Source organism: Peribacillus sp. NPDC056705, assembly GCF_043656335.1.
In genome coordinates, this window is the sequence record NZ_JBHTYI010000006.1 from 1 (window position 1) to 20,791 (window position 20,791).

At 37.8% G+C, this 20,791-nt stretch carries 24 protein-coding genes; 3 read left to right on the forward strand and 21 right to left on the reverse strand.

The window, feature by feature from the left end; all coding sequences use genetic code 11:
- Positions 1–411: 411 nt before the first annotated feature.
- From ACFRAK_RS09915 to ACFRAK_RS09940, 6 genes are all read right to left on the reverse strand, one after another.
- Positions 412–699 carry a transposase gene (locus tag ACFRAK_RS09915; RefSeq protein ID WP_260287426.1) on the reverse strand — a complete coding sequence of 96 codons (288 nt, stop codon included), beginning with the start codon at positions 697–699 and terminating at the stop codon, positions 412–414.
- A 79-nt stretch (positions 700–778) separates the two neighbouring features.
- On the reverse strand, positions 779–2,371 hold the full coding sequence (locus tag ACFRAK_RS09920; protein WP_387602071.1) for a hypothetical protein: 1,593 nt from the start codon (positions 2,369–2,371) through the stop codon (positions 779–781).
- Positions 2,346–3,062: an ABC transporter ATP-binding protein gene (locus ACFRAK_RS09925; protein ID WP_387602068.1), complete on the reverse strand. Its 717-nt coding sequence runs from the start codon at positions 3,060–3,062 to the stop codon at positions 2,346–2,348. Before ACFRAK_RS09925 ends, ACFRAK_RS09920 begins: the two co-directional genes overlap by 26 nt.
- A 49-nt stretch (positions 3,063–3,111) precedes the next feature.
- Entirely contained in the window at positions 3,112–3,900 is a 789-nt protein-coding gene (locus ACFRAK_RS09930; RefSeq protein WP_260287429.1) for an ABC transporter permease, read from the reverse strand.
- Positions 3,897–4,802: an ABC transporter ATP-binding protein gene (locus ACFRAK_RS09935; protein WP_260287430.1), complete on the reverse strand. Its 906-nt coding sequence runs from the start codon at positions 4,800–4,802 to the stop codon at positions 3,897–3,899. The genes ACFRAK_RS09930 and ACFRAK_RS09935 overlap by 4 nt, the downstream gene beginning before the upstream one ends.
- Positions 4,799–5,038 (reverse strand): PLD nuclease N-terminal domain-containing protein, encoded by a 240-nt coding sequence (locus tag ACFRAK_RS09940; RefSeq protein WP_192207814.1) that lies wholly within the window; start codon positions 5,036–5,038, stop codon positions 4,799–4,801. Before ACFRAK_RS09940 ends, ACFRAK_RS09935 begins: the two co-directional genes overlap by 4 nt.
- A gap of 360 nt (positions 5,039–5,398) precedes the next feature.
- Between ACFRAK_RS09940 and ACFRAK_RS09945 the strand changes: the two genes are divergently transcribed.
- On the forward strand, positions 5,399–5,944 hold the full coding sequence (locus ACFRAK_RS09945) for a helix-turn-helix domain-containing protein (RefSeq protein ID WP_192207813.1): 546 nt from the start codon (positions 5,399–5,401) through the stop codon (positions 5,942–5,944).
- Between the two features lie 178 nt (positions 5,945–6,122).
- Here the strand turns inward: ACFRAK_RS09945 and ACFRAK_RS09950 are convergent, their stop codons facing one another.
- Entirely contained in the window at positions 6,123–6,683 is a 561-nt protein-coding gene (locus tag ACFRAK_RS09950) for a thioredoxin family protein (RefSeq protein ID WP_387602059.1), read from the reverse strand.
- 214 nt (positions 6,684–6,897) lie between these two features.
- Here ACFRAK_RS09950 and ACFRAK_RS09955 point away from each other — a divergent pair, with 214 nt between their 5' ends.
- A complete protein-coding gene (locus ACFRAK_RS09955) occupies positions 6,898–7,749 on the forward strand; it encodes a GRP family sugar transporter (protein ID WP_387705738.1) in 852 nt (283 codons plus the stop codon).
- Between the two features lie 18 nt (positions 7,750–7,767).
- Positions 7,768–8,553: a glucose-1-dehydrogenase gene (locus ACFRAK_RS09960; RefSeq protein WP_377394944.1), complete on the forward strand. Its 786-nt coding sequence runs from the start codon at positions 7,768–7,770 to the stop codon at positions 8,551–8,553.
- Positions 8,554–8,743: 190 nt separating this feature from the next.
- Here the strand turns inward: ACFRAK_RS09960 and ACFRAK_RS09965 are convergent, their stop codons facing one another.
- The 14 genes from ACFRAK_RS09965 to ACFRAK_RS10030 all read right to left on the reverse strand — a co-directional run bounded on the left by ACFRAK_RS09965 (position 8,744) and on the right by ACFRAK_RS10030 (position 20,759).
- On the reverse strand, positions 8,744–10,087 hold the full coding sequence (locus tag ACFRAK_RS09965) for an LLM class flavin-dependent oxidoreductase (RefSeq protein WP_387602053.1): 1,344 nt from the start codon (positions 10,085–10,087) through the stop codon (positions 8,744–8,746).
- Between the two features lie 12 nt (positions 10,088–10,099).
- On the reverse strand, positions 10,100–10,951 hold the full coding sequence (locus tag ACFRAK_RS09970) for a MetQ/NlpA family ABC transporter substrate-binding protein (protein ID WP_394571743.1): 852 nt from the start codon (positions 10,949–10,951) through the stop codon (positions 10,100–10,102).
- Positions 10,952–10,985: 34 nt separating this feature from the next.
- Positions 10,986–11,636, reverse strand: coding sequence for a methionine ABC transporter permease (locus ACFRAK_RS09975; protein ID WP_377394950.1), 651 nt, complete (start codon positions 11,634–11,636; stop codon positions 10,986–10,988).
- Positions 11,578–12,657 carry a methionine ABC transporter ATP-binding protein gene (locus ACFRAK_RS09980; protein ID WP_377394953.1) on the reverse strand — a complete coding sequence of 360 codons (1,080 nt, stop codon included), beginning with the start codon at positions 12,655–12,657 and terminating at the stop codon, positions 11,578–11,580. The genes ACFRAK_RS09975 and ACFRAK_RS09980 overlap by 59 nt, the downstream gene beginning before the upstream one ends.
- A gap of 45 nt (positions 12,658–12,702) precedes the next feature.
- On the reverse strand, positions 12,703–13,536 hold the full coding sequence (locus ACFRAK_RS09985) for a MetQ/NlpA family ABC transporter substrate-binding protein (protein ID WP_377394956.1): 834 nt from the start codon (positions 13,534–13,536) through the stop codon (positions 12,703–12,705).
- Positions 13,537–13,623: 87 nt separating this feature from the next.
- The gene (locus tag ACFRAK_RS09990) at positions 13,624–14,628 is read right to left on the reverse strand and encodes an LLM class flavin-dependent oxidoreductase (RefSeq protein WP_387705741.1); all 1,005 of its coding nucleotides are present in this window, start codon (positions 14,626–14,628) and stop codon (positions 13,624–13,626) included.
- 443 nt (positions 14,629–15,071) lie between these two features.
- Entirely contained in the window at positions 15,072–16,214 is a 1,143-nt protein-coding gene (locus ACFRAK_RS09995; RefSeq protein WP_387705743.1) for an amidohydrolase, read from the reverse strand.
- 14 nt (positions 16,215–16,228) lie between these two features.
- Positions 16,229–16,738: a GNAT family N-acetyltransferase gene (locus ACFRAK_RS10000; protein WP_089362828.1), complete on the reverse strand. Its 510-nt coding sequence runs from the start codon at positions 16,736–16,738 to the stop codon at positions 16,229–16,231.
- 23 nt (positions 16,739–16,761) lie between these two features.
- Entirely contained in the window at positions 16,762–17,532 is a 771-nt protein-coding gene (locus ACFRAK_RS10005) for an amino acid ABC transporter ATP-binding protein (protein WP_394571693.1), read from the reverse strand.
- Positions 17,529–18,239 (reverse strand): amino acid ABC transporter permease, encoded by a 711-nt coding sequence (locus ACFRAK_RS10010; RefSeq protein ID WP_387705747.1) that lies wholly within the window; start codon positions 18,237–18,239, stop codon positions 17,529–17,531. The genes ACFRAK_RS10005 and ACFRAK_RS10010 overlap by 4 nt, the downstream gene beginning before the upstream one ends.
- 20 nt (positions 18,240–18,259) lie before the next feature.
- The gene (locus ACFRAK_RS10015; protein WP_394571694.1) at positions 18,260–18,967 is read right to left on the reverse strand and encodes an amino acid ABC transporter permease; all 708 of its coding nucleotides are present in this window, start codon (positions 18,965–18,967) and stop codon (positions 18,260–18,262) included.
- A gap of 32 nt (positions 18,968–18,999) precedes the next feature.
- Positions 19,000–19,824 (reverse strand): amino acid ABC transporter substrate-binding protein, encoded by an 825-nt coding sequence (locus ACFRAK_RS10020; protein ID WP_387602037.1) that lies wholly within the window; start codon positions 19,822–19,824, stop codon positions 19,000–19,002.
- A gap of 20 nt (positions 19,825–19,844) precedes the next feature.
- Positions 19,845–20,378 (reverse strand): GNAT family N-acetyltransferase, encoded by a 534-nt coding sequence (locus ACFRAK_RS10025; protein WP_387602035.1) that lies wholly within the window; start codon positions 20,376–20,378, stop codon positions 19,845–19,847.
- 120 nt (positions 20,379–20,498) lie between these two features.
- Positions 20,499–20,759, reverse strand: a complete 261-nt coding sequence (locus ACFRAK_RS10030; RefSeq protein WP_141992636.1) for a glutaredoxin family protein — start codon at positions 20,757–20,759, stop codon at positions 20,499–20,501.
- Positions 20,760–20,791: the final 32 nt, after the last annotated feature.

Sequence of the window (20,791 nt, forward strand, 5' to 3'; positions counted from 1 at the left end):
ATGTAAGATTTATAAATCTTTTTCTTATTCATAAAATATTCAATCAATTATAATTTTCCTCCTCTCCTTTTTCTGAAAATCAGCAAATTTTATCCATTTTTTTCCTTGAAAATTTCTTTTTTTAAACAATTATTTCATTTTCTGGGTTAATTATTACCTATTATCATTATCGATAACACTTTATCACAAGAATTTTGCCGAGTCCATTAAAAATTTGTAAATTATCTACATTACATAATAACTTTACCAATTTTTATTATTTTTCCTCTTTAGTAATATTTTCATAGGGAATTTAGTATTAAATAATTTAAAAAATGTTACATTAAATGAAAAAAATCCTAATTAAAAAAGCCATATTATATTTTTCACTATAATTTGTGAAAAATATAATATGGCTTAAATGCGGTTCAATCATTTGGGCTGTTTCGTAAAAATGTGCATTGCCTTTTTTAATATCTCATTCTCTTCCTGTAAATCTTTAATTATTTTATCCTTTTCCTCTTTCTGACTGAGGCCTGAAAAACCAATACTGGAGTCCGCTTGGCCTTCTTCATTTGCTTCTTTATAGATATTGACCCAATTTCTTAATGTAGGTGTCGAGATATTAAGTTCTTCAGCCAATTCCCTAGGTTTTCTGCCTTCTTCCAATACTAATCGAGCAGCATAAATTTTAAAATCTCTATCATGGTGCTTCCCCATAATAAGACACTCCTTTTTTAAATTTATTTAGTGCCGATTTTCTGTACTTCCTTTATATACTTTTCTAATATAACGACTTTCATAAATTATATTTCAACCTATTAATCAAAACGGAATTGATCGCTATTACGATCATTAATATTATGAGAGCTCCCATCATGGGTTGGACACTGAACCAAACCAAGCCAAAATGAATGGATGTAATCACGATTAATAATGGCAATCCATAAAGCAGGCTAATTAATACATTGGGGTTTGACTTAATGGCAGCAGATGGGTTCTCCCATTCTATACTTGGATTTTTCATATCATATAATGGTGTTAGAAGATTATAGCAAACCACTAAACAAGAAGTAATTAATAACATGACTGCCGTTTCCATTTCCCAATAACCAAAAAGTGCAAATATCATAAAGCTGATCAATACGGCTATAATCCCTATTATTGATGAAAATATCACTTTAGAAAAATAAACATATTTTTCATCAAAAGGGGCACTTTTCAGTAAATAATGATATTTTCCTTCTCTTGAATATGGGGTTCCGCTTATATTATTTATACAACACAAGAAAAGGATCGAATATGAAAAGTATTTATCAAAGACTCCCTCTTTCGTTATATTCAAATAATTCGGGAACACTTCATTCTGAATTAGCAATAACATGACAAGCGAAAAGACCGGCGGCAATAAAAGTCCTAAACCGATTTGCATCTTAAAATATGCTTCAGACTTAATGATCCATATCTCTCTTTGTAAATAGTTACTCCATTGATTTTTTGATATATTAACCTTTGAGTTTTTCATATTCACTTTGTTATTTCCCAATAATCCGTTTTTAAAATAATTAACGGAAATGTTTTCTATAATAAATGAATACAATAGGAAACCAATTACTAGTATCGAAATATAAATAATTATAAATTGAACTGTTATTTCATTTGATACAAAGGCATCCAGAATCCATTTAATCACCGGATTCATATTTGCGGTTTCAAACATATGTCCCATTATGAATTGCAACGAGTTTTTTAGACCTTCAATAGAATTCAAATCTATTTCCGAGATGACCTTTGAAAGGGCAATTGATGATTTTCCAGCAAAATATACAATGGAAATAATCGCAAGCATGAGGATGACAACAATGTTCACAAGTAAGTATGCTACTTTATTTTTGAATCTATAATAATACCTATTAATGCACGATAGGATAAAAAGCAGGAGCAAAGCCGTCAAACCATTGACAATCGGTAAAAATATGAATAATTTAAACGCTTCCATAAACTTTAGATCGACTATCAAGAAGCCGATTGTTGGCAACTGGATTGCCATTGATAAGATGATGGGGACCCATAAGCTACTTAATACCTTAGCCCTTGATATTTCTTTATAGGTGAGTGGCAGAGCCGCCAATACTTTAAATTCATAATAAGCAAATATTTGTGATGTGGACAAATAGCAAACCAATGCAAAGACGAGAATGCTGGAAATCGTTACATTATAAAACAGGAAGACCTCGGTATCTCCAAGAAAATAAACAAAGGCATTTACGACAGTCAGCTGCAAAAACATATAAAAAACGGCTATTATCAGTACAGCCTGCAACATTGTCTGCTTGGGCATTTTATAGAAGGAAGATATGAAAAATCTAGTTAACTGAAGTTTTTCCTTCATATACCTGAGCCTCCATAAAGGTAGATTCTAATGAACTTTCACCTATTATATTTTGTATTTCATCATGCAGGATGATTTTCCCCTCTTTTAAAATAGCCACTGTATTACAAATTTTCTCTGCCACATCCAGCAGATGCGTCGAGAAAAACACTGTACCGCCCGTTTCAACATATTGTTTGATTAACCCCTTGAAAACTAAAACGGCGTTTGGATCTAATCCATTTAACGGTTCATCCATAATGATCATCGGGGGATTAATGGTAAAGGCCGCTATCAGGGATACCTTATGCATCATTCCATAAGAATAACTTCCCATTGGCTTTTTAATGGACTCCTGCATCCCAAACCGATTGATATATTTCCCCAAACGTTCTTTGTCATCATTTCCATATAGGTTCATCAAGAAACGAATCCAATCAAATCCCGAAACATTGTTAAAAACATTGATAGTATCAGCGATGAAGAAAAATTGTTTTTTATATTCTTTGCCGTCTTCTTTAGTCAGGCCATTTATTTCAACCTTTCCATTTTCAGAATCTAAAATGCCCGTAATAATGTTCAGCGTCGTCGTTTTCCCTGCACCATTTGCCCCTATAAAACCTAAGATTTCCCCTTTTTTGATTTCTAGATTTACACCATTCAAAATCTTCTTGGCCGAGTAGCTTTTCTCTAAATCTGTGATGCTTAACAAAGTTATCATCCTCCCATCACTTCATGATTAACACATTTCCATCCCCAACTTACTCGTTATTGAATTTCTTTTTTGAAATCCATATGTTCGTTACCAATATCGTTACTGCCGTTAACGCAAGTGCCGCTATTGCCCCCCAAATCGCCTGTGAATTCACTGTGCCTAAAATCAGTACTTCCATGGCATGTTTACTCATGCTTGCCGGATTCATATTGTCTATAACCGGACTTAACCCAACTATGATTCTACAGCCGAGGAGAAATACTATCGAAATTAATGCAATAATACCCTGACTATTAAAAATGGTACTGATCATCGTCGTGAATGAAACGATAAATAGGACCCACAGCAGATAGAACAGCAACGCCACTACTAAATCCGCAAAATCAACACTCGTAAACAAAAAAACTACATACAGATATGAAACCAAATATCCCAATGCTACACTGCAGGCAACAAACAGATAATTGGAAATGATTTTCCCGCTTATATAAGATCCAACCGTCACTGGCCTTGTAAGAATGAAAGCCAGCATTCCATTTGCTTTATCGGATTGTACCACTCCCATCATGGAAACGATGATGATCATGACCCCTAACTGATCGAATTGAGACCCTAATGTACTAGCAAGAACTTCGCCGCCTTTTTGGGCAGCCATGCTTGGATCAATGGTAATCCCTTGGCCCCCGCCCAGTGCCTCTAATATTGAAGGTAAATAATAACTTACGACTGGTTGAGTTATTCCTAAAAATATAAATACAAGCGGCAGCCAAATCACTTTATATTCACGTAACATCTGAACAAATTCCTTTTTAGCTAAAACGGCAAAATTATTCATTTTTCCACCACCAATTTTAAGAATATCTCTTCCAATGTATCGTTATCTATTTCGAACCTTACAAGATCAACATTATGCTCCAAAGCATTCGCCAGTAACATATTCTTGTTTGACTCAATATTTTCCACTTCAATCTTCAATTTATTTCCCATTACCTCTACACCTTTGACAAAGTTCAAGCTTTTAACGTTTTCAATCCATTTTTGACTTTTAGAGGTTATGTCGACATTGATTTTATTTCCGCTATTCCTGTTTAATAATTCCGACATTGTTGTGTCCTCAATTTTTTTACCGCTTTTTATAATGACAAACCTCTCACATATTTCTTCTGCATCGCTTAATATATGCGTCGATATTAAAATTGTCGTATCTTTCTTTATCTCTTTTATGATGTTTAACACTTCTCTCCGGCCGATTGGATCCAATGCAGAAACCGGTTCATCCATGACAATCAATGCCGGTTTATGTAACAATGCCTGTGCAATTCCAAGCCTTTGTTTCATTCCGCCTGAAAAAGTCCGCACCTTGGAATTCTCTTCCCCGCTCAACCCCACTTTCGACAATATCTCAGGAATGCCGCTTAATAATTCTTCCCTCTTGATACCTGAGAGCTGGCCCATGAAAGTGAGGGTTTCTTTGGCAGTCATCCATTGAAAGAAGTTAGGGTATTGTGGTAAATAGCCTATCTCCTTTTTCATTTTTGAAATTTTCTTACCATCAAGCAATACTTCTCCCATACTTGGATCTATTATGTCTGAAATCACTTTTATTAGTGTCGATTTACCAGCCCCATTTGGCCCTATCAATCCGACACATTCCCCTGATTGCAGTTCCATTGAAAAATTATTGACCGCTGTTTTTTCTTTAAATTTTTTTGTAACATTTTTAATTTCTAATTTCATATTCTTTCACTGTCCTTTCTACCAATAACGAAGTACAGAATTGGACCGATAGTATTTGCAAAAATAATGATGAGTGTCCACAATAAAACATTTTTCCTCGTCTTTCGATTTCTGTATAAATCAATTAATGCTATAAGCACTAAAATCATCCCAATAGCAATTACCGGTAAAACAATCGGCAGAATCGACATGAAATCAATATCTTTCAATTCATTCCATCCATAATGCAATTCCATATATACCACTCCTTTGAAAATGAAATAATGTTATCATTATCGATAATGATAACATGAAAAATGGAATTTTGCACCTGTTTTTTTCTTTAATAAAATATTGTTTTAGTTTTTATTGTTATTTATAATGATAATATTATCACAATGAATAATAATAAAAATATAGACATTATTTTTTTACACTTATTCGAAAAGGCTTATGATTTACTTCAAAAAAATATTTCTGTAATATTATTTTTCGAACTGTGTCATTTTTATTTAAATAAAAGTGATTCAATCATTACAATTTATGATGAGTTAAACTTATTATTCATGACCTACTAAATTGATTTAAGATTATATTTCCAATGTGAGGAGAAGAAGATGATTAATAAAGCTGAAATTTTAATGCATCCTGTAAGAATAAAGATTACCCAAGCTTTAATGAGAAACAGGGAAAGTGGCTTAACACCATTGGAAATGTTAAAAATCATTAAAGATGTACCCCAAGCAACATTATATAGACATATACAGGTTCTGTTGGATTCAGGGGTCATTCGCATTGTAAAAGAAAAAAAAGTGAGATCCGTTTCTGAAAAATACTATGTTTTAAATGAAGAAGAAGCGCGACTTAGCGGGGAAGAATGGAAAAAATCTTCTAATGAGAAAAAGGTGAACTATTTTTCTTATTATCAATTATCCCTTATGACTCAATATCAAAACTATCTTACTAAATTAGAAGAAAGAGACTGCGCGGAAGATGGCTCAACCTTTTCCCTTTTAGAACTAAAGCTTGATGATGAAAGCTTTATTAACTTCCAAAATGAATTGAACGATTTAATGGTAAAATACTACAAAGCTACGAATCAAAGTGCTAAACAAGACTCTCCTATTCGAACAATCGGTGTCACAATTATTCCAGAATCATAAAAAATGAAAAGGCTGTTCCAAAACCATGGACTCAAGAACGGTGAATTCTTATAGAAGGAATCGTAACTATATATTCAACCAATCAGGTTGCAGTATACGTTTTGAAACAGCCATACATCATGGAAGAAAATCTAAAATGGGCTTAACCACCCTCTTTTGGACAGTGCCATACCCGCTGTCAGCAGCTCCCCAATGCTTCCTTGATGCTGCTGTATACTTCGTCCCACAAGTGCTTTTCTTCAGCAAAAGCTGCAGTTATCTTTTTAATAACTGCCTTTTGCTCTGCCTCGAAACGCTCATCATCCTTGGCCGGCAGGTCAGACCTCAACTCCATTACATACTCTTGTACCTTTGGTGCACGAGGTCCCCAAACAGCTTTTTCTTCGCCATTCTTATCAATGAATATAAAAATGGGAATCGAACGCGCTGTTCCATTCGTTAAGTATTGATCCATCAGTTCTAGATTTTGATCTCGTAAAACCATGCGAGTTTCAATATTTGCCGCTTCAGATATATTCAACAATATAGGAATATTCATCATCGCGTCCCCGCACCAGTCTTCAGTAATGACAATGGCTCGAAGTTCCTTCTTCTTTAATTCATCAAAAAAACCTTGGTCCTCTGTAGAAATGGTAAAACCTTCCCGAATCGATTGTAAGTTTTCTTTATGAACTTTCATCGAAGCTACAAATTCTTTAGCAGGAATCCCCTTTTCGAACCATTCATTCAGTGTCGTCATACTATTTCTCCTAACTATTTTTACATTTAAAGTACCATAAAACACTTATTATTTCATTGTTTCCACACTGAAAAATAAAATGACAAATTGGTAAATTAAAACCATGTTTTTCTTTCCCGTGTAAAGGGAAAACTCTAAATACATTCAATAGCTTGCTAAATACCTATTATATATTCATTAAATCATTGTTTTTTAGTTTAGGAGATGAAATTTTGTGGAAGGTTTTCTCTTTGCACTACTCCCTGCATTGACATGGGGCAGCTTAGTGCTTGTTTCCGAAAAACTCGGGGGCAACTCTTATAATCAAACACTTGGCATTACAATCGGTTCATTACTGTTCGCCATCATGATGTCTTTCATCAATCCGCCGGAATGGAGCAGTCTAGTGTGGATTGTCGGCATCATTTCCGGGATAGGCTGGGCATTCGGGCAGTTATTTCAATTCAATAGCGTCAAGGAAATCGGGGTATCGAAAACCGTTCCAATCTCAACAGGACTGCAAATTCTAGGAAATGCATTTTTTGCGGTTATCATTTTCAGGGAATGGAATGACAGGATGACAGTCATTATCGGCATTGTTGCAATAATCTGTTTGATTACAGGTGTCTTGCTGACGAGCTCCGGCGATGGTGATAACAAAAAAGCAGGAAGCATGAAAAAAGGGGTTCTTCACCTTGCCATTTCAACGGTGGGTTATGTTACATATGTCATTGTTGTCAGATGGAATGAAGTTGACGGATGGTCGGCGATCCTGCCGCAAGCAATCGGCATGTTCCTGGCTGCCCTGCTCCTTTCCATCAAACATAAACCGTTTAATAAGTATGCTAGGCGGAATATTCTAACCGGATTGATGTGGGCAGTCGGTAATATCGGTCTCCTGCTCGCTAATCCAAAAGTGGGCGTTGCCATCTCATTCTCATTTTCCCAAATGGGAATCGTCATTTCCACTTTAGGAGGCATCTTTCTTTTAGGAGAGAAAAAATCCAAAAAGCAAATGGCCTTCGTCATCATCGGGTGTGTACTCGTAATTGCTGGCGGAGTCATGATCGGCTTTACAAAAGAATAGTCAAAGGGGCGATGAATGATGTATGAAGATTTAGAGAAAAAAGTGGTAGTCATTACTGGGGCGGCAAAAGGGTTAGGAAAAGCCATGGCCGAAAGGTTCGGGAAAGAAAAAGCACATGTCGTATTAAATTATCACACTGAAAATGGCGACCATGAGGAAATCATCAAAACGATTGAAGCAGCAGGCGGGAAAGCCGCAGCCATTCAAGGCGACGTTTCAAAGGAAGCTGATGTGAAGAAATTGCTTTCATTCGCTGCGGACACCTTTGGTACGATCGACATCATGATCAACAATGCTGGTATTGAAAATGAAGTGCCCAGCGAAAAATTAACTCTGGAAGATTGGCAGAAAGTCATCGATGTAAATTTAACAGGGATGTTCCTGGCAAGCAGGGAAGCAATCAGTTACATGCTCGATCATGGTATCAAGGGCAATATCATTAACATGTCATCCGTTCATGACCGGATACCTTGGCCTCATTTTGTCCACTATGCAGCAAGTAAGGGCGGAGTGAAGATGATGACTGAAACCCTTGCACTTGAATATGCCCCCAAAGGGATTCGTATTAATAATATTTCACCTGGCGCAATCGACACACCCATCAATGCAAAAAAATTCAATGACCCAAAAGCTAAACAAGAAGTCATCGACCTGATACCGATGGGATACATCGGAAAACCAGAACAAATTGCCGCTTGTGCCGCTTGGCTAGCGTCCGCAGAATCTAGCTACGTAACGGGAATGACCATATATGCTGATGGCGGAATGACCAAATATCCAGGATTCCAAGCAGGAAAGGGCTGAAATTAACTTTTTAGTTTTAGCAGCTGTTGATATTTCCCTTCTATAAACAAGAGACATTTATGTATATGGATAGGAAAAGAAAAGGGACTAGGATTTCTCCATATTCCCTCTTTCCTTAGTCCTTCCCTTATATATGACTTTATTTGATGGATTCTAATGAAAATGCGAGTAATTTAATCCCCTATTCCATTTAATTTGTTATTTCTTCGTTAACAAAGCGATTTATTGGATTCTTTAATCCAAGATGATCGCGGAGAGTGTCTCCTTCGTAGTCCAAACGGAACAAACCTCTCTCCTGTAAAATTGGAACCACCATCTCGACGAAATCCTCTAAGTCGCCTGGTAACAGTGGAAATTGAAGCATAAAACCATCGGCAGCTTTTTCAGTAAACCATACCTCCATTTCATCAGCTACTTGAGCTGGTGTACCGACAAATCTATCTCGTCTGGCAGGGCTGAAAAATCTCGCATATAATTCACCGACTTTTATGTCTTCTTCATCAATAATTTTCTTCATTTCATTAAAATTACTTTGTATGCTATTTACTGATGGAAACTCAACATCCTTCGCTGGTGTATCTAAAGAATATTTTGAAAAATCCACGTTGCCCATATAACCAGAAACGAATTTCAAACTCTCATAAGGGTCAACGAGACTTTGGAGTTTATTGTATTTTTGAATGGCTATTTCTTCGGTTTCTCCGATAATAGGGGAAATTCCGTGAAGGATGTGGAGCTCTTCCCCGCTTCTTCCAAAATCCGTTAAAGACGATTTTAATTCTTGATAATATCGTTTCGACTCTTCAATGTTATCCCAATGAGTGAAAACGACTTCGGCTGTTCGAGCGGCTAATCGCTGCCCTGGTATTGACGCACCCGCTTGAATAATAACCGGCTGTCCCTGCGCCGAGCGTGCAATATTCAACGGACCTTTAACTGAAAAATAGTTCCCTTTATACCGAAGCTCATGTACTTTATCAGGATCAAAAAAATGTCCTGTTTCTTTGTTATGCACAAACGCATCATCTTCCCACGAATCCCATAATCCTTGGACAACATCGATGAACTCCTCCGCTCGTTCATAACGATGATCGTGCCCCCAATGTTTATCGCGACTGAAATTCAAGGCCGTTTCTCCGGTCGCATCAGCTGTCGTAACAACATTCCAGCCCACCCGTCCGCCGCTTATATGGTCAACAGAAGCAAATTGGCGAGCGAGTACATAAGGTTCACTGTACGTTGTAGAAGCTGTGGCACCAATGCCAATTTTTTCTGTCGCAGCAGCTAATGCTGTAATAAGTACAATCGGATCAAACCGATTAAGTATTTGAGGATGTGATTCATGATTAATGGCCAAACTATCTGCCACAAAGGCAAGATCAAATTTCCCTTTCTCAGCAATTTTTGAGAGTCTTTGCAAAGCTTTTACATCGATACTTGCATTCGGATTTGATGCCGGATGCCTCCATGACGCAACATGCATGCCTGTTCCAATCAAGTAAGCAGCTAACTTCATCTGTCTGTCTTGAGCCATTCTAATCTCTCCTTATTCATTAGAATATATCTCCTTATAACTGCTCAATTCTTTCAAGGTAATGAATGTTGGAATATAGTTTCCATTATAGGTCTCTTCAATAAACTTAGCCGTTTTCTCTGATTGATAGAGATCAACTAGTTTTCGGAAAACTTCATTGTCTTGATCTTCACTCCTGGCCGCTATAATATTAATATATGGCTTTGCAGTACTACTTTCATAAATAAGAGCATCTTTTAAATTTAGTCCCGCTTCTACCGCAACTCCATTATTAATCACCGAACCAGCTGTATCTTCCATCACACGTGGGGCACTTGCACCATCGACAGGAACAATTTTGATTTTCTTCGGATTTTCCTTTATTTTGTCCTGTCCACCATTCCCGTCAAAGTCATCAACAACCTTTAAGAGTTTAGCTTCTTGTAATAACAATAAAGCTCTCCCCCAGTTAGCCTGGTCATTAGGCACAGCAATTTGTGCACCATTTGGAATCTCTTCCACCGATTTATATTTACTTGAATACAAACCAAGAGGAGCAATAATTGTAGTCCCAATTGGAACGATGTCTGTATCGTTTTTCGCATTAAATGAATCTAAATAGGCAACATGTTGAAATGCGTTGATGTCAATATCCCCTTCTGCTAGCGCTGCATTCGGATCATAAGCCGATGAGAAATTAACAATTTCAATTTCCACCCCTTCTTTTTCAGCCTGTTCCTTTAAAAACTCCCATGTTCGAAGTTCAGAATTTCTAATTCCGACCTTCACTTTCGTTTGTTTCCCTCCTGCATTCGTTGAATCACTTGAGCACCCTGCCAATAACACCCCCAAGATAAGCAGTATAGGTAAAATATATTTTTTCATCATTCATTCCACTCTCCCTCTGTATACTACCGCCCTACACCCTTCTAATTTTTCGTTCGAACATATTTCCTAAACTTTGAACTCCCTGAACTACAATTACTAGAATTACAACGGTGACGAATATAGTAATGGTGCTAAAGCGTTGATAGCCATATGTTATCGCTACATCTCCAAGTCCACCGCCACCTATAGCTCCTGCCATAGCTGTAGCGCCCACTAAACCAATTGTTGCAGTTGTTATACTCAGAATTAACGACGCAAAAGCCTCAGGCATTAAAAACCTGAAAATAATTTGTAATGGTGTTGCTCCCATTGCTTTCGCTGCTTCAATAATGCCTTCATCCACTTCCAATAGCGAATTCTCTACTAGTCTTGAAATATATGGGCCAATATGAAGCACGAGTGGTACAATTGCTGCTGTGGTACCAATCGACGTACCAACAATTAGTCTTGTAAATGGGATAATCGCCACAAGCAAGATAATAAACGGAATCGACCGGAAAATGTTTACAATCGGATTCACGATAGAAAAAATAAATCTATTTTCATAAATATGACCTTTTCTTGTTACAACCAATAAAATGCCTAAGAATATTCCGATGATGCTTCCAAAAAAAAGTGAAATACTAACCATGTACAGCGTTTCCCACAAGGCGTTTAAAATGAGCTCTTTGTTTACTTCCATCCTTCGTAACCTCCTTCACTTCAACCTTTTGATTCTTTATAAACTGTAATGCCCGAACAATTTCATCATCATTTCCTATTATTTCAACAATTAAATTACCAAATGGGATGCCTTGTAACTCAGTAATATTGCCGAACAGAACGTTTATTTCCACATTAAACCTCTTCGCTGTTCTTGAAACGATTGACTGCCCAGATCTCAATCCCAAAAAATCAATTTTAAAAATACGGCTGAAATAGGCATCCTCATTGAGCAATCCATAAACACTTGATGGCACTTCATCTCGAACAACCGATCGAATGAAGTTACGTGTTGTTTCTGTTCGTGGACGGGCAAAGATATCGATCACATTCCCTGATTCAATCACGCTACCATCCTCCATCACTGCAACCCGATTACAAATTTCTTTAATCACTTCCATTTCGTGCGTGATAATTAGAATGGTAATTTTATATTCATCATTTATCCGTTTCAACAAATTCAAAATTGATTTTGTTGTTTGTGGATCCAATGCCGATGTTGCTTCATCACATAATAAAATCGAGGGGTTTGTAGCCAAAGCACGGGCAATCCCGACACGCTGCTTTTGTCCGCCTGAAAGCTGATTTGGATAGTTCATTGCTTTGTCTTCTAGACCAACAAAGCGGAGAATCTCATTAACTCGTTCTTCAATCTCTTTTTTCTTTTTTTTACTTAACAATAATGGCATCGCCACATTATCAAAGACTGTTTTGGAATTAAGTAAATTAAAATGCTGAAAAATCATGCCAATATTTTTCTTAGCTTCACGCAAATCTTTTTCAGACATCTTGGCAAGGTTTTTTCCTTCTACAATCACTTCACCTGAAGTAGGATATTCCAGTAGATTCACAGTTCGGATAAGTGTACTTTTTCCGGCCCCACTAAAACCGATAACCCCGAATATATCCCCTTTTTCAACGGTTATATTAATCTCCTTTAACGCTTCAATTTTCTTCTCCCCGTCATCAAAAACTTTTGAAACCCGACGAAATTCTATCAAAGTGGCCACCTCCTCTTTTTAATTAGCTTGGTATAGAAGCCACCCTTAAAACGCGGGCACGACGGCTCCTTCATATTGATCTAAAATAAATTCTTTGACCTTTTCCGTCGTTAGTGCATTCGCAAGCTTTTGGATCGCTTTATCGTCCTTATTGTCTGGACGAGCAACTAAAATGTTAACATATGGTGAATCCTTCCCTTCAATTATCAGTGCATCATCGAGAGGTTTTAACCCTCCTTCCAAAGCATAGTTTGTGTTAATGGCCGATGCTTCCACATCATCTAGCGAGTGAACTAAAAGAGGGGAATCGACTGGAATGAATTCTATTTTTTTAGCATTTTTTGTAATGTCCTCAATCGTATAATCCCCTGACTTGGAACCATCCAGCTCAATGATATTATTTGCCGCAAAAAGCTGTAACGATCGTGAAAAGTTTACTGGATCTTTCGGTACGGCTACTTTCGCTCCGTCTGACAATTCACCTATAGACTTAATTTTTTTGGAATAGACACCAAATGGTTCAATATGTACACCCTTCACATTAACCAAATTCAGACCACTATCTTTATTTACTTGCTCTAAGTAAGGGGTATGTTGAAAGAAGTTTGCATCCAATTCTTTGTCTGCTGTTTGTTGATTCGTTTGAATACCATCCGTAGATATCACTACATCCAGTTTCACGCCTTGTTTTTCTAAATCCGGTGCAATAAACTCTAAAATTTCTGCATGTGGTATTGAGGCTGCACTAATTTTCAAAGTCACTTCCTCATCCTTGTCTCCTTTACTCTCCGATGATGTTTGCTCATTACTTCCACAAGCACCCAATATCAGCAATACTACTGTTAAAACCGTTACGGACAGCCATTTAATTTTCTTCAATGTTTCTCGCTCCTTTTTTTATCCTTTAAATTGGAATAACAAATATTTATCAGCTGCTTCATGCCCTCTGGATCGTTTCTTTTCCTTCTATATGATAGTCTCTTCCCCTAAGAGAAGCGGACTCAACAACTGGAAGGATTGGATCCGTTCTGTTTCTTTTCGAAGCGGTGTATGCAAAATAAATTCATCCACTTGAAAAACTTTCTGAAGTTCCTTTAAAATCCCGTTAACATATCCTGGAGTCCCAGCAATAACACTTGCGGTCTGCTCTTCTATTTCGTAAGCTTCACCAGCCTGCTTCTCAAATGACTCAGCCTGCTCACGTGATTGAACTGTCAGCGTCCGGCCACTTTGTAGATGAACTTTAAATAGTTTGTGCTCGCTTGCCAGCTCCTCTGCTTTTTGTTGGGTAGGAGCTGCCACAACCGCTACTGATACGATAAAGCGACCTTCTGGGTACTTGCTTCGGTAAGCAGAAGACGCTTCATACAGGATGGTATCATCACTATTAATAAATCTGGCGAATACAAAATCCATTCTGAGGTTAGCGGCTAGTTGAGCGCTGTCTGAACTTGCACCAAGCAGAAAGGTTTCTGGCTTTTCAGGCGGTATCGGTGTTGCTTGAATACCAGAGAGCAAGTGATCATCATCGATTGAATTTTCAATTATCTTTTGCAATAAGGATGCACGTTCCCCGAAATCTTTTCCATCATTCACAGTTCCAAATTGTAACGCCTTTGTAGATAAAGGAAATCCACCTGGTGCTTTACCAATGCCAAGATCTACCCTGCCCGGGGCAAGAGTGGATAAAACATGAAAATTTTCAGCGACTTTATAAGGGCTGTAGTGCTGAAGCATGATACCTCCCGAACCTACACGAATGGATGTGGTTTTCGATAATAAATAAGAAATTAATACTTCCGGTGAAGATCCAGCAACTTGTTCCATATGATGATGTTCCGATACCCAAAAACGGGTATATCCCCATTCTTCAGCTTTTTGAGCTAGGTTTACGGTTTGCTTAAGTGCATCAACTGCCGAATTCCCAGGAAAAATGGGGCTTTGATCTAATATTCCAAGCTTAAAACTCATATGACTTTCTCTCCAATCATTAATACCGAGTTAACAAATCGAATTAGTTGTTTTAATGTAATTGAAATTCATCCTAACATTGTAAACAAGCACTTGACAACACCTTATTTGATAGAAAAATTTATTTAATTGATAAAAAAATTCTATCAATTGCTTATGAATTTGGAATGCCTTTGCCTAATAATTAACCAAGCTCTCTCCTATCATGTTTTTCTTCTTACCGCTATCAGAATAGGATTCATCAATGAGAGGAAGAGAAAAGGAGAGAGGAGTCTATGATAAGCTGGAATGAAAGAATGAAGAGTGGCTATGTGTGGTAGATAAAATTGGGGGGAATGATCGCATCATGACTATGCTTGAAATCAAGTTGGAATGAAGCCTTTGGAATTATAACAACAAAGGTGCTAGCACGAAATCGTGTCTGGCACCTAAGTCAAATATGTTCACCACTTACCATGGTTATATAATAAATCCTTGGCACTTTCAGATAAAAAATGAGCGGCTTTAATAATGGATTTTTCATCAACAGTAAAAGCTGGATGATGCCAATCTTCGTTTCCGTTTGTACCAAAAAAGGCAAAGGTACCGGGGATATGTTGAAGGTAATAGGCGAAATCTTCACCACCCATTGAAGGTTCAGGATTGATTACATGTAATGATTGCTCCAAAGCAGACCTGCGTGCCATCTCTGTGACTGCCGGATGATTAAGAAGCGCGGGCGGTCCAGGAAACCAACCAACCTCAGCTTCCTGTGAAAAAGCAGCTGCAATATGATTCACAATCGAATAAAACCTATCCTTTACTTCTTCGCGAATTGTAGATTCAAAGGTTCGAATCGTTCCTTCCAGTATTACGTCACCCGGAATTACATTCCAAGTGTTTCCACCTGTTATTCTCGTAACACTCACCACAGCACTCTCTAATGGGGATACATTCCGGCTGACGATAGTTTGAAGAGCGGTAATAAGCTGAGCCGCTGCCGCTATTGGATCTTTTCCGTTTTGAGGGATAGCCGCGTGGCTCCCCTTCCCTTGAAGGACAATATGAAAACGGTCCACCGCCGCCATTAACGGTCCTTCTTTTATCCCAATGGTGCCGACAGGCAAATTGGGTTTATTGTGCAGGCCAATTACAGCCGCTACATCGTCAATTTGACCATCTTTTATCACATGCTCCGCTCCGCCACCTAATTCTTCTGCAGGTTGAAAAAGCAATCGCACTGTCCCGCACAACTCTGATTGATATTCTTTTAAAAGGTAGGCAGCACCTATTGCAGCTGCAGTATGAAAATCATGGCCGCAAGCATGCATCACTCCTTTTACTTTCGAAGCAAATGGAAGCCCGGTTCGTTCCTCAATCGGAAGCGCATCGATATCCGCCCTTATGGCGACTGTCGGTCCGGGCTTGCCGCCCTTTATATCTGCAAAAACACCTGTTTTCAATCCTGTATGACGGATCTCAATGCCCTCTTCCTCGAGCCACGTTTGTATCGATTTTGTCGTTTCAAATTCTTCATTTGATAACTCAGGATATTGATGTAAATGGCGCCGTATCGATATTAAGCGCTTTTCCAGCTCTCGATTCATACAGTCGCCTCCTTCTATAAATCTAAGCGATAGCATTTTACTAAAATATCATGATTTTGAAATTCCTTCGTTCGATCCCGTTTAAAGCCAAACCATTCATATAGTTTAATGGCTTTATGCATCTTATCAGTAGAATGTAGATACAAACTGGACGCACCTTGCGATTTTGCATAATTTACACTAGCTTTTAATAATTCCTGAGCGATACCGCGTCCCCTTGATTCGGGATGAACGGCCAACAACCGGATGATTGGTGAAAAAATCCCAAGTTCCGGCTTTTCATATGCTTTTTCAGATGACTGAAAAAGCTGTAATGTGCCAAGGATATCCTGATTGCACTTTGCAACCAACACCTTATCAACATGTGGATTATCCACCGAGGATTCAATATTTTTTAAATATCCTTCCCAAGCTTCCGGGTTCGAATATTCATGTTCATATTGTTGATAACTTTCTACCAATAAGCGGCGCACCGTCTCTTTATCTTCTTCAATCAATTCATCGACTACGATTGTATTAATCATACGTCCTCCTTTTGCCCCTTCCTTTAATTGGCCCTTTCTTCTAAAAACGATACGGAAAAATCTCTTGATATCCGGTTTAAAAATTGTCGTGTTCGCTCTTTTTTTGGAGCATTGAAAATCTCCAATGGTGACCCTTCTTCAACAATGACCCCGCCATCCATGAAAAGAACGCGATCCGATATCTCTTTAGCAAAACTCATTTCATGGGTCACAATCACCATCGTGATGCCTTCCTGTGCAATTGCTTTTATGACAGAAAGCACCTCCCCAACCAACTCAGGGTCGAGTGCCGACGTTGGCTCGTCAAATAGAATGACCTCCGGATTTAAAGCAAGCGCCCTGGCAATTCCAACACGCTGCTGTTGCCCTCCTGACAATTGCGAAGGGAAATGGTTATGCTTATCTCCCAAACCTACTTTTTCCAATAACAGCTCGCTTTCCCGTTTCGCTTCAGCTTTCTTATATTTTTTTGTAACAATTAACCCTTCCATTACATTATCCAAAACAGTTTTATGAGCAAATAAATTATAATGCTGAAAAACCATTGCCGATTGTCTCCTAAGGGATAAGATTTCCCTTTTGGTCGCCTTTTTAGACTTCACCTGGATATCTCCGACTTGAACAATTCCCTCATCTGGCTTCTCGAGAAAGTTCAAGCACCTAAGCAGGGTCGTTTTCCCAGATCCACTCGGTCCAAGTATGGTAACTACTTCTCCCTTTCCTATTTTCAAATTAATCCCTTTTAAAACAGGCTGCTGGTTAAATGATTTTTTTATATCTTTTAAATAAATCATTGTACTCCTCCTCGATTATAGGCAGTGGCCTTTTTCTCAATTAAAAACGAAAGCCCCTCTGCAATGATTGTGAGGCCCCAATAAATTAAACCAGCAGCGATAAAAGACTCCAAAAATTTCAAATTGGTGGATGCAACTATATTGGCTGCTCCTGTCATTTCTTTTTGCGATACAATGAAGGCAATAGATGACGTATGCAAGAATCCAATAAAAATATTCGTGAAATTCGGGATGGACTGAGCAATGGCCTGTGGCAAAACAATTCGCGTCATGGCTTGAAACGAATTCATCCCCACGGAAAAGGCAGCCTCCATTTGGCCATTGGAGACACTGATAATTCCCGATCTGAATATTTCTGATAAATAGGCACCCGCACTCAACGATAAGGCGGTTAAGACAAATAAAATGATCGGAATGGAATTAGATTGAATACCCAAATCAAATTTTTTTGAAATTTGATCGATTAATAATGGAAAACCGAAATAAATGAGCATTATGTGCATAATAATTGGTGTTCCTCTAAAGAAGGAAACATATCCATTTGCAACTCTACAAAGAAATTTCACTTTATATATCCTAATCAAGGCAACAGCGAGACCGATAATAAAACCTGCAAGAAGAGGAAGAATCGTTAAGATAAGTGTGATCGGAAGTGCTTTAATAATCTCCTTAAAAGCAGCCCAAATGAATAGAATATCAATCGTCAAGTCCTTCTCTCCTCCCTTTGTTATCCAGTAACAGACACATCAACAGTTTGATACCGATTAATGCGATTTTCATAAAGCCTGAATATTTTCTCAAACAATAGCACGACTGCATAATAGATAACAGCTAATGAGAGATAGACTTCGAGAGCATGTGCAGTTGCAGCAATTAATGTCTCTCCCCTGCCCATCATATCCATCACGCCGATGGTAAAGGCAAGCGAGGTATCCTTCAAGGATCCGATAATAGAGTTTGCGATATTCGGAAAGGCAATCCTTATGGCCTGAGGAAGCACAATTCGAAAAAAGCTTTGACTATTATTCATGCCAACAGAATAGGCTGCTTCCGTTTGCCCATAATCGACAGCCTTAATCGCTCCTCGGAATATTTCTGCGAAATGTGCCCCATTACTTAATGCATAAGTAATAATGACAAAATACAGAGCATCCATTCTTGAAATATCAATATTAATGAATAAAAGGATTGCAGGCAGTCCATAAAAAACTAGAAATAATTGTATTAAAATAGGAGTTCCCCGAATGAATGAAATATACAAAATGACTAGTTGATTCAAAACTGGGATACGAAATAATCTCAGGATGGCTGCCGCTATCCCGATGATCATTCCTAATAAAACGGATGCTGCCAGAATTTGCAATGTTACTCCAAGATAATAAATTAATGTCGGAATGAAATCGACGATTAATGAAGGATCAAATGACTTCCCCATGCTTTAGCACCTCCGAGCTTACTACTATCTAATTAAAATCCTACTGAATAGTCTGCGCCAAGCCACTTTTTACTTAGTTCGCTAACTACCCCATCTTTTTTCAGCTCCACAAGTGCTTCATCAATTCTCTTCTGTAAAGGCGTTTCGTCTTTTCTTAGCAAAAAGTATACTTTTGAATTAAGAAGCGGCTCACCCACAACCTTTTGCTGTGCATCTGCTTGTTTATTTAAGAAGTCGACTGCAAATGGTGTAGTAATGGTAGCATCCGCCCGACCAGTTTTGATTTGATTCTTCGTATCATCTGCGCCTTGGCCAGAATAAACAATTTCAATACCGGCATCATTCTCTTTATTATACTTTTCAAGAAAAACAGCAGAATTGCTCGTTGCACTCACTATCGCTTTTTTCCCTTTTAGATCTTTAATGGAATGGATATCATTATTGTCCTGATGAACTGTAACTTGAAGCGGAAAGACATTATAGGGTTCTTTATTAAATAGAAATTTTTCTTTTCGTTCATCATTCACCTCCATTTGGTGAGCAACAAAATCTATTTTGTTCGTTTCTAAACTTAATAATAGATTAGAAAATTCCATCGTTTTAAATTCAAATTCATATTCAGGCAGCCTTTCATCGATTTGACGAACCAACTCTACATCATAACCTGTCAACTTACCATTACTATCCAAAAAGCAAATATTAGGGAATTGCGTCCCAGTTCCGACAATGATTTTCTGAACTTTTTTATCTTTTGAATCTCCAGAACTTGATTTTGCTGTACTCGTTGTTTCTTTCGAAGAGCAAGCTCCCAAAAAAGTAAGTAACAGTGCGATAACAATTAATAATGTTTTTCTCATCTCAAATTCCCCCGACGTTTTTAATTACTAACAATTGGTTCTTTATTTTCAATAATGCGAAACAACGTTTCATCTAGAATTTTACGAAGATACACAATTTTTTCTCCATCGTGATCTCGTTCAGCAAAAATCTCATAGCCTCTTCTTTCATAAATGGAAACAAGCCAAGGATGACGATCAGCTGTCGCCAAATAGACAGCAGGCGCTTTCACCTGTTTTTGAAGTGCATTTTCTTCCACCCAGGTTAACAACGTCGAGCCAAAACCTTTTTGTTTGTATAGGGGGTCGACTGCAAACCACCAAATGAATGGGTACGGACTGAAATGATCAGGATCATTCCATGGGTGACGAACTGTCACAGTGGAAACAATTTGGCCCTCTTGTTCTAAAACATAAGTGAGATTCCGCCGAATATTATTCGTCACTAGCTGCAAATCAGCTGTCGCAGCCAGAAAGTTAATATTCAATTCTCTAATTGGTTCATAAGCCCGAAGTGTAACGGTAAGCACTTCAGGAGCATCTTTTACAGTGGCAAGACGGATTAGCTGTGTCATGATTAACTCCTCGTTTCTATAACATATTATTTACACAAGAATAGTCGGAATTATATCTGCAATTTTTCATTATTCAATCAGTCATACTTAAAGACTCAGATTTAAAAGCGTGAATTTTTGTTATTGTACACGTTTAAGTACTTTTTCAAGATGAGGAATTCCAATTTCAGTAACGCTCTCATATACGCTACCTCGCCCAATTTCAATAATGGGTACATACCGAACACCATATTTGATTTCTAAAATATCTCGCCGATCATCATGATTGGTAACATCCACCGTTTGATAAGCGATCTCCTTTTCTTTTAAGTATTGTTTAACCTCTTCGCAATAGTGGCATCCTTGTTTTGACCAAACGACGACAGATAATGCTTCTCCCATTTCTTATTCCTCCTTTAATTTTTCAAATGATT

Coding starts and splice junctions, on each gene's coding strand:
- ACFRAK_RS10025 (WP_387602035.1), bottom strand. CDS start 20,378: ATGACACAGCTAATCCGTCTTGCCACTGTAAAAGATGCTCCTGAAGTG.
- ACFRAK_RS10000 (WP_089362828.1), bottom strand. CDS start 16,738: ATGATTAATACAATCGTAGTCGATGAATTGATTGAAGAAGATAAAGAG.
- ACFRAK_RS09990 (WP_387705741.1), bottom strand. CDS start 14,628: ATGAGTTTTAAGCTTGGAATATTAGATCAAAGCCCCATTTTTCCTGGG.
- ACFRAK_RS09975 (WP_377394950.1), bottom strand. CDS start 11,636: ATGGAAGTAAACAAAGAGCTCATTTTAAACGCCTTGTGGGAAACGCTG.
- ACFRAK_RS10005 (WP_394571693.1), bottom strand. CDS start 17,532: ATGATTTATTTAAAAGATATAAAAAAATCATTTAACCAGCAGCCTGTT.
- ACFRAK_RS09945 (WP_192207813.1), top strand. CDS start 5,399: ATGATTAATAAAGCTGAAATTTTAATGCATCCTGTAAGAATAAAGATT.
- ACFRAK_RS09920 (WP_387602071.1), bottom strand. CDS start 2,371: ATGAAGGAAAAACTTCAGTTAACTAGATTTTTCATATCTTCCTTCTAT.
- ACFRAK_RS10020 (WP_387602037.1), bottom strand. CDS start 19,824: ATGAGAAAAACATTATTAATTGTTATCGCACTGTTACTTACTTTTTTG.
- ACFRAK_RS09915 (WP_260287426.1), bottom strand. CDS start 699: ATGGGGAAGCACCATGATAGAGATTTTAAAATTTATGCTGCTCGATTA.
- ACFRAK_RS10030 (WP_141992636.1), bottom strand. CDS start 20,759: ATGGGAGAAGCATTATCTGTCGTCGTTTGGTCAAAACAAGGATGCCAC.
- ACFRAK_RS09970 (WP_394571743.1), bottom strand. CDS start 10,951: ATGAAAAAATATATTTTACCTATACTGCTTATCTTGGGGGTGTTATTG.
- ACFRAK_RS10015 (WP_394571694.1), bottom strand. CDS start 18,967: ATGGGGAAGTCATTTGATCCTTCATTAATCGTCGATTTCATTCCGACA.
- ACFRAK_RS09965 (WP_387602053.1), bottom strand. CDS start 10,087: ATGGCTCAAGACAGACAGATGAAGTTAGCTGCTTACTTGATTGGAACA.
- ACFRAK_RS09935 (WP_260287430.1), bottom strand. CDS start 4,802: ATGAAATTAGAAATTAAAAATGTTACAAAAAAATTTAAAGAAAAAACA.
- ACFRAK_RS09950 (WP_387602059.1), bottom strand. CDS start 6,683: ATGACGACACTGAATGAATGGTTCGAAAAGGGGATTCCTGCTAAAGAA.
- ACFRAK_RS09940 (WP_192207814.1), bottom strand. CDS start 5,038: ATGGAATTGCATTATGGATGGAATGAATTGAAAGATATTGATTTCATG.
- ACFRAK_RS09930 (WP_260287429.1), bottom strand. CDS start 3,900: ATGAATAATTTTGCCGTTTTAGCTAAAAAGGAATTTGTTCAGATGTTA.
- ACFRAK_RS09960 (WP_377394944.1), top strand. CDS start 7,768: ATGTATGAAGATTTAGAGAAAAAAGTGGTAGTCATTACTGGGGCGGCA.
- ACFRAK_RS09995 (WP_387705743.1), bottom strand. CDS start 16,214: ATGAATCGAGAGCTGGAAAAGCGCTTAATATCGATACGGCGCCATTTA.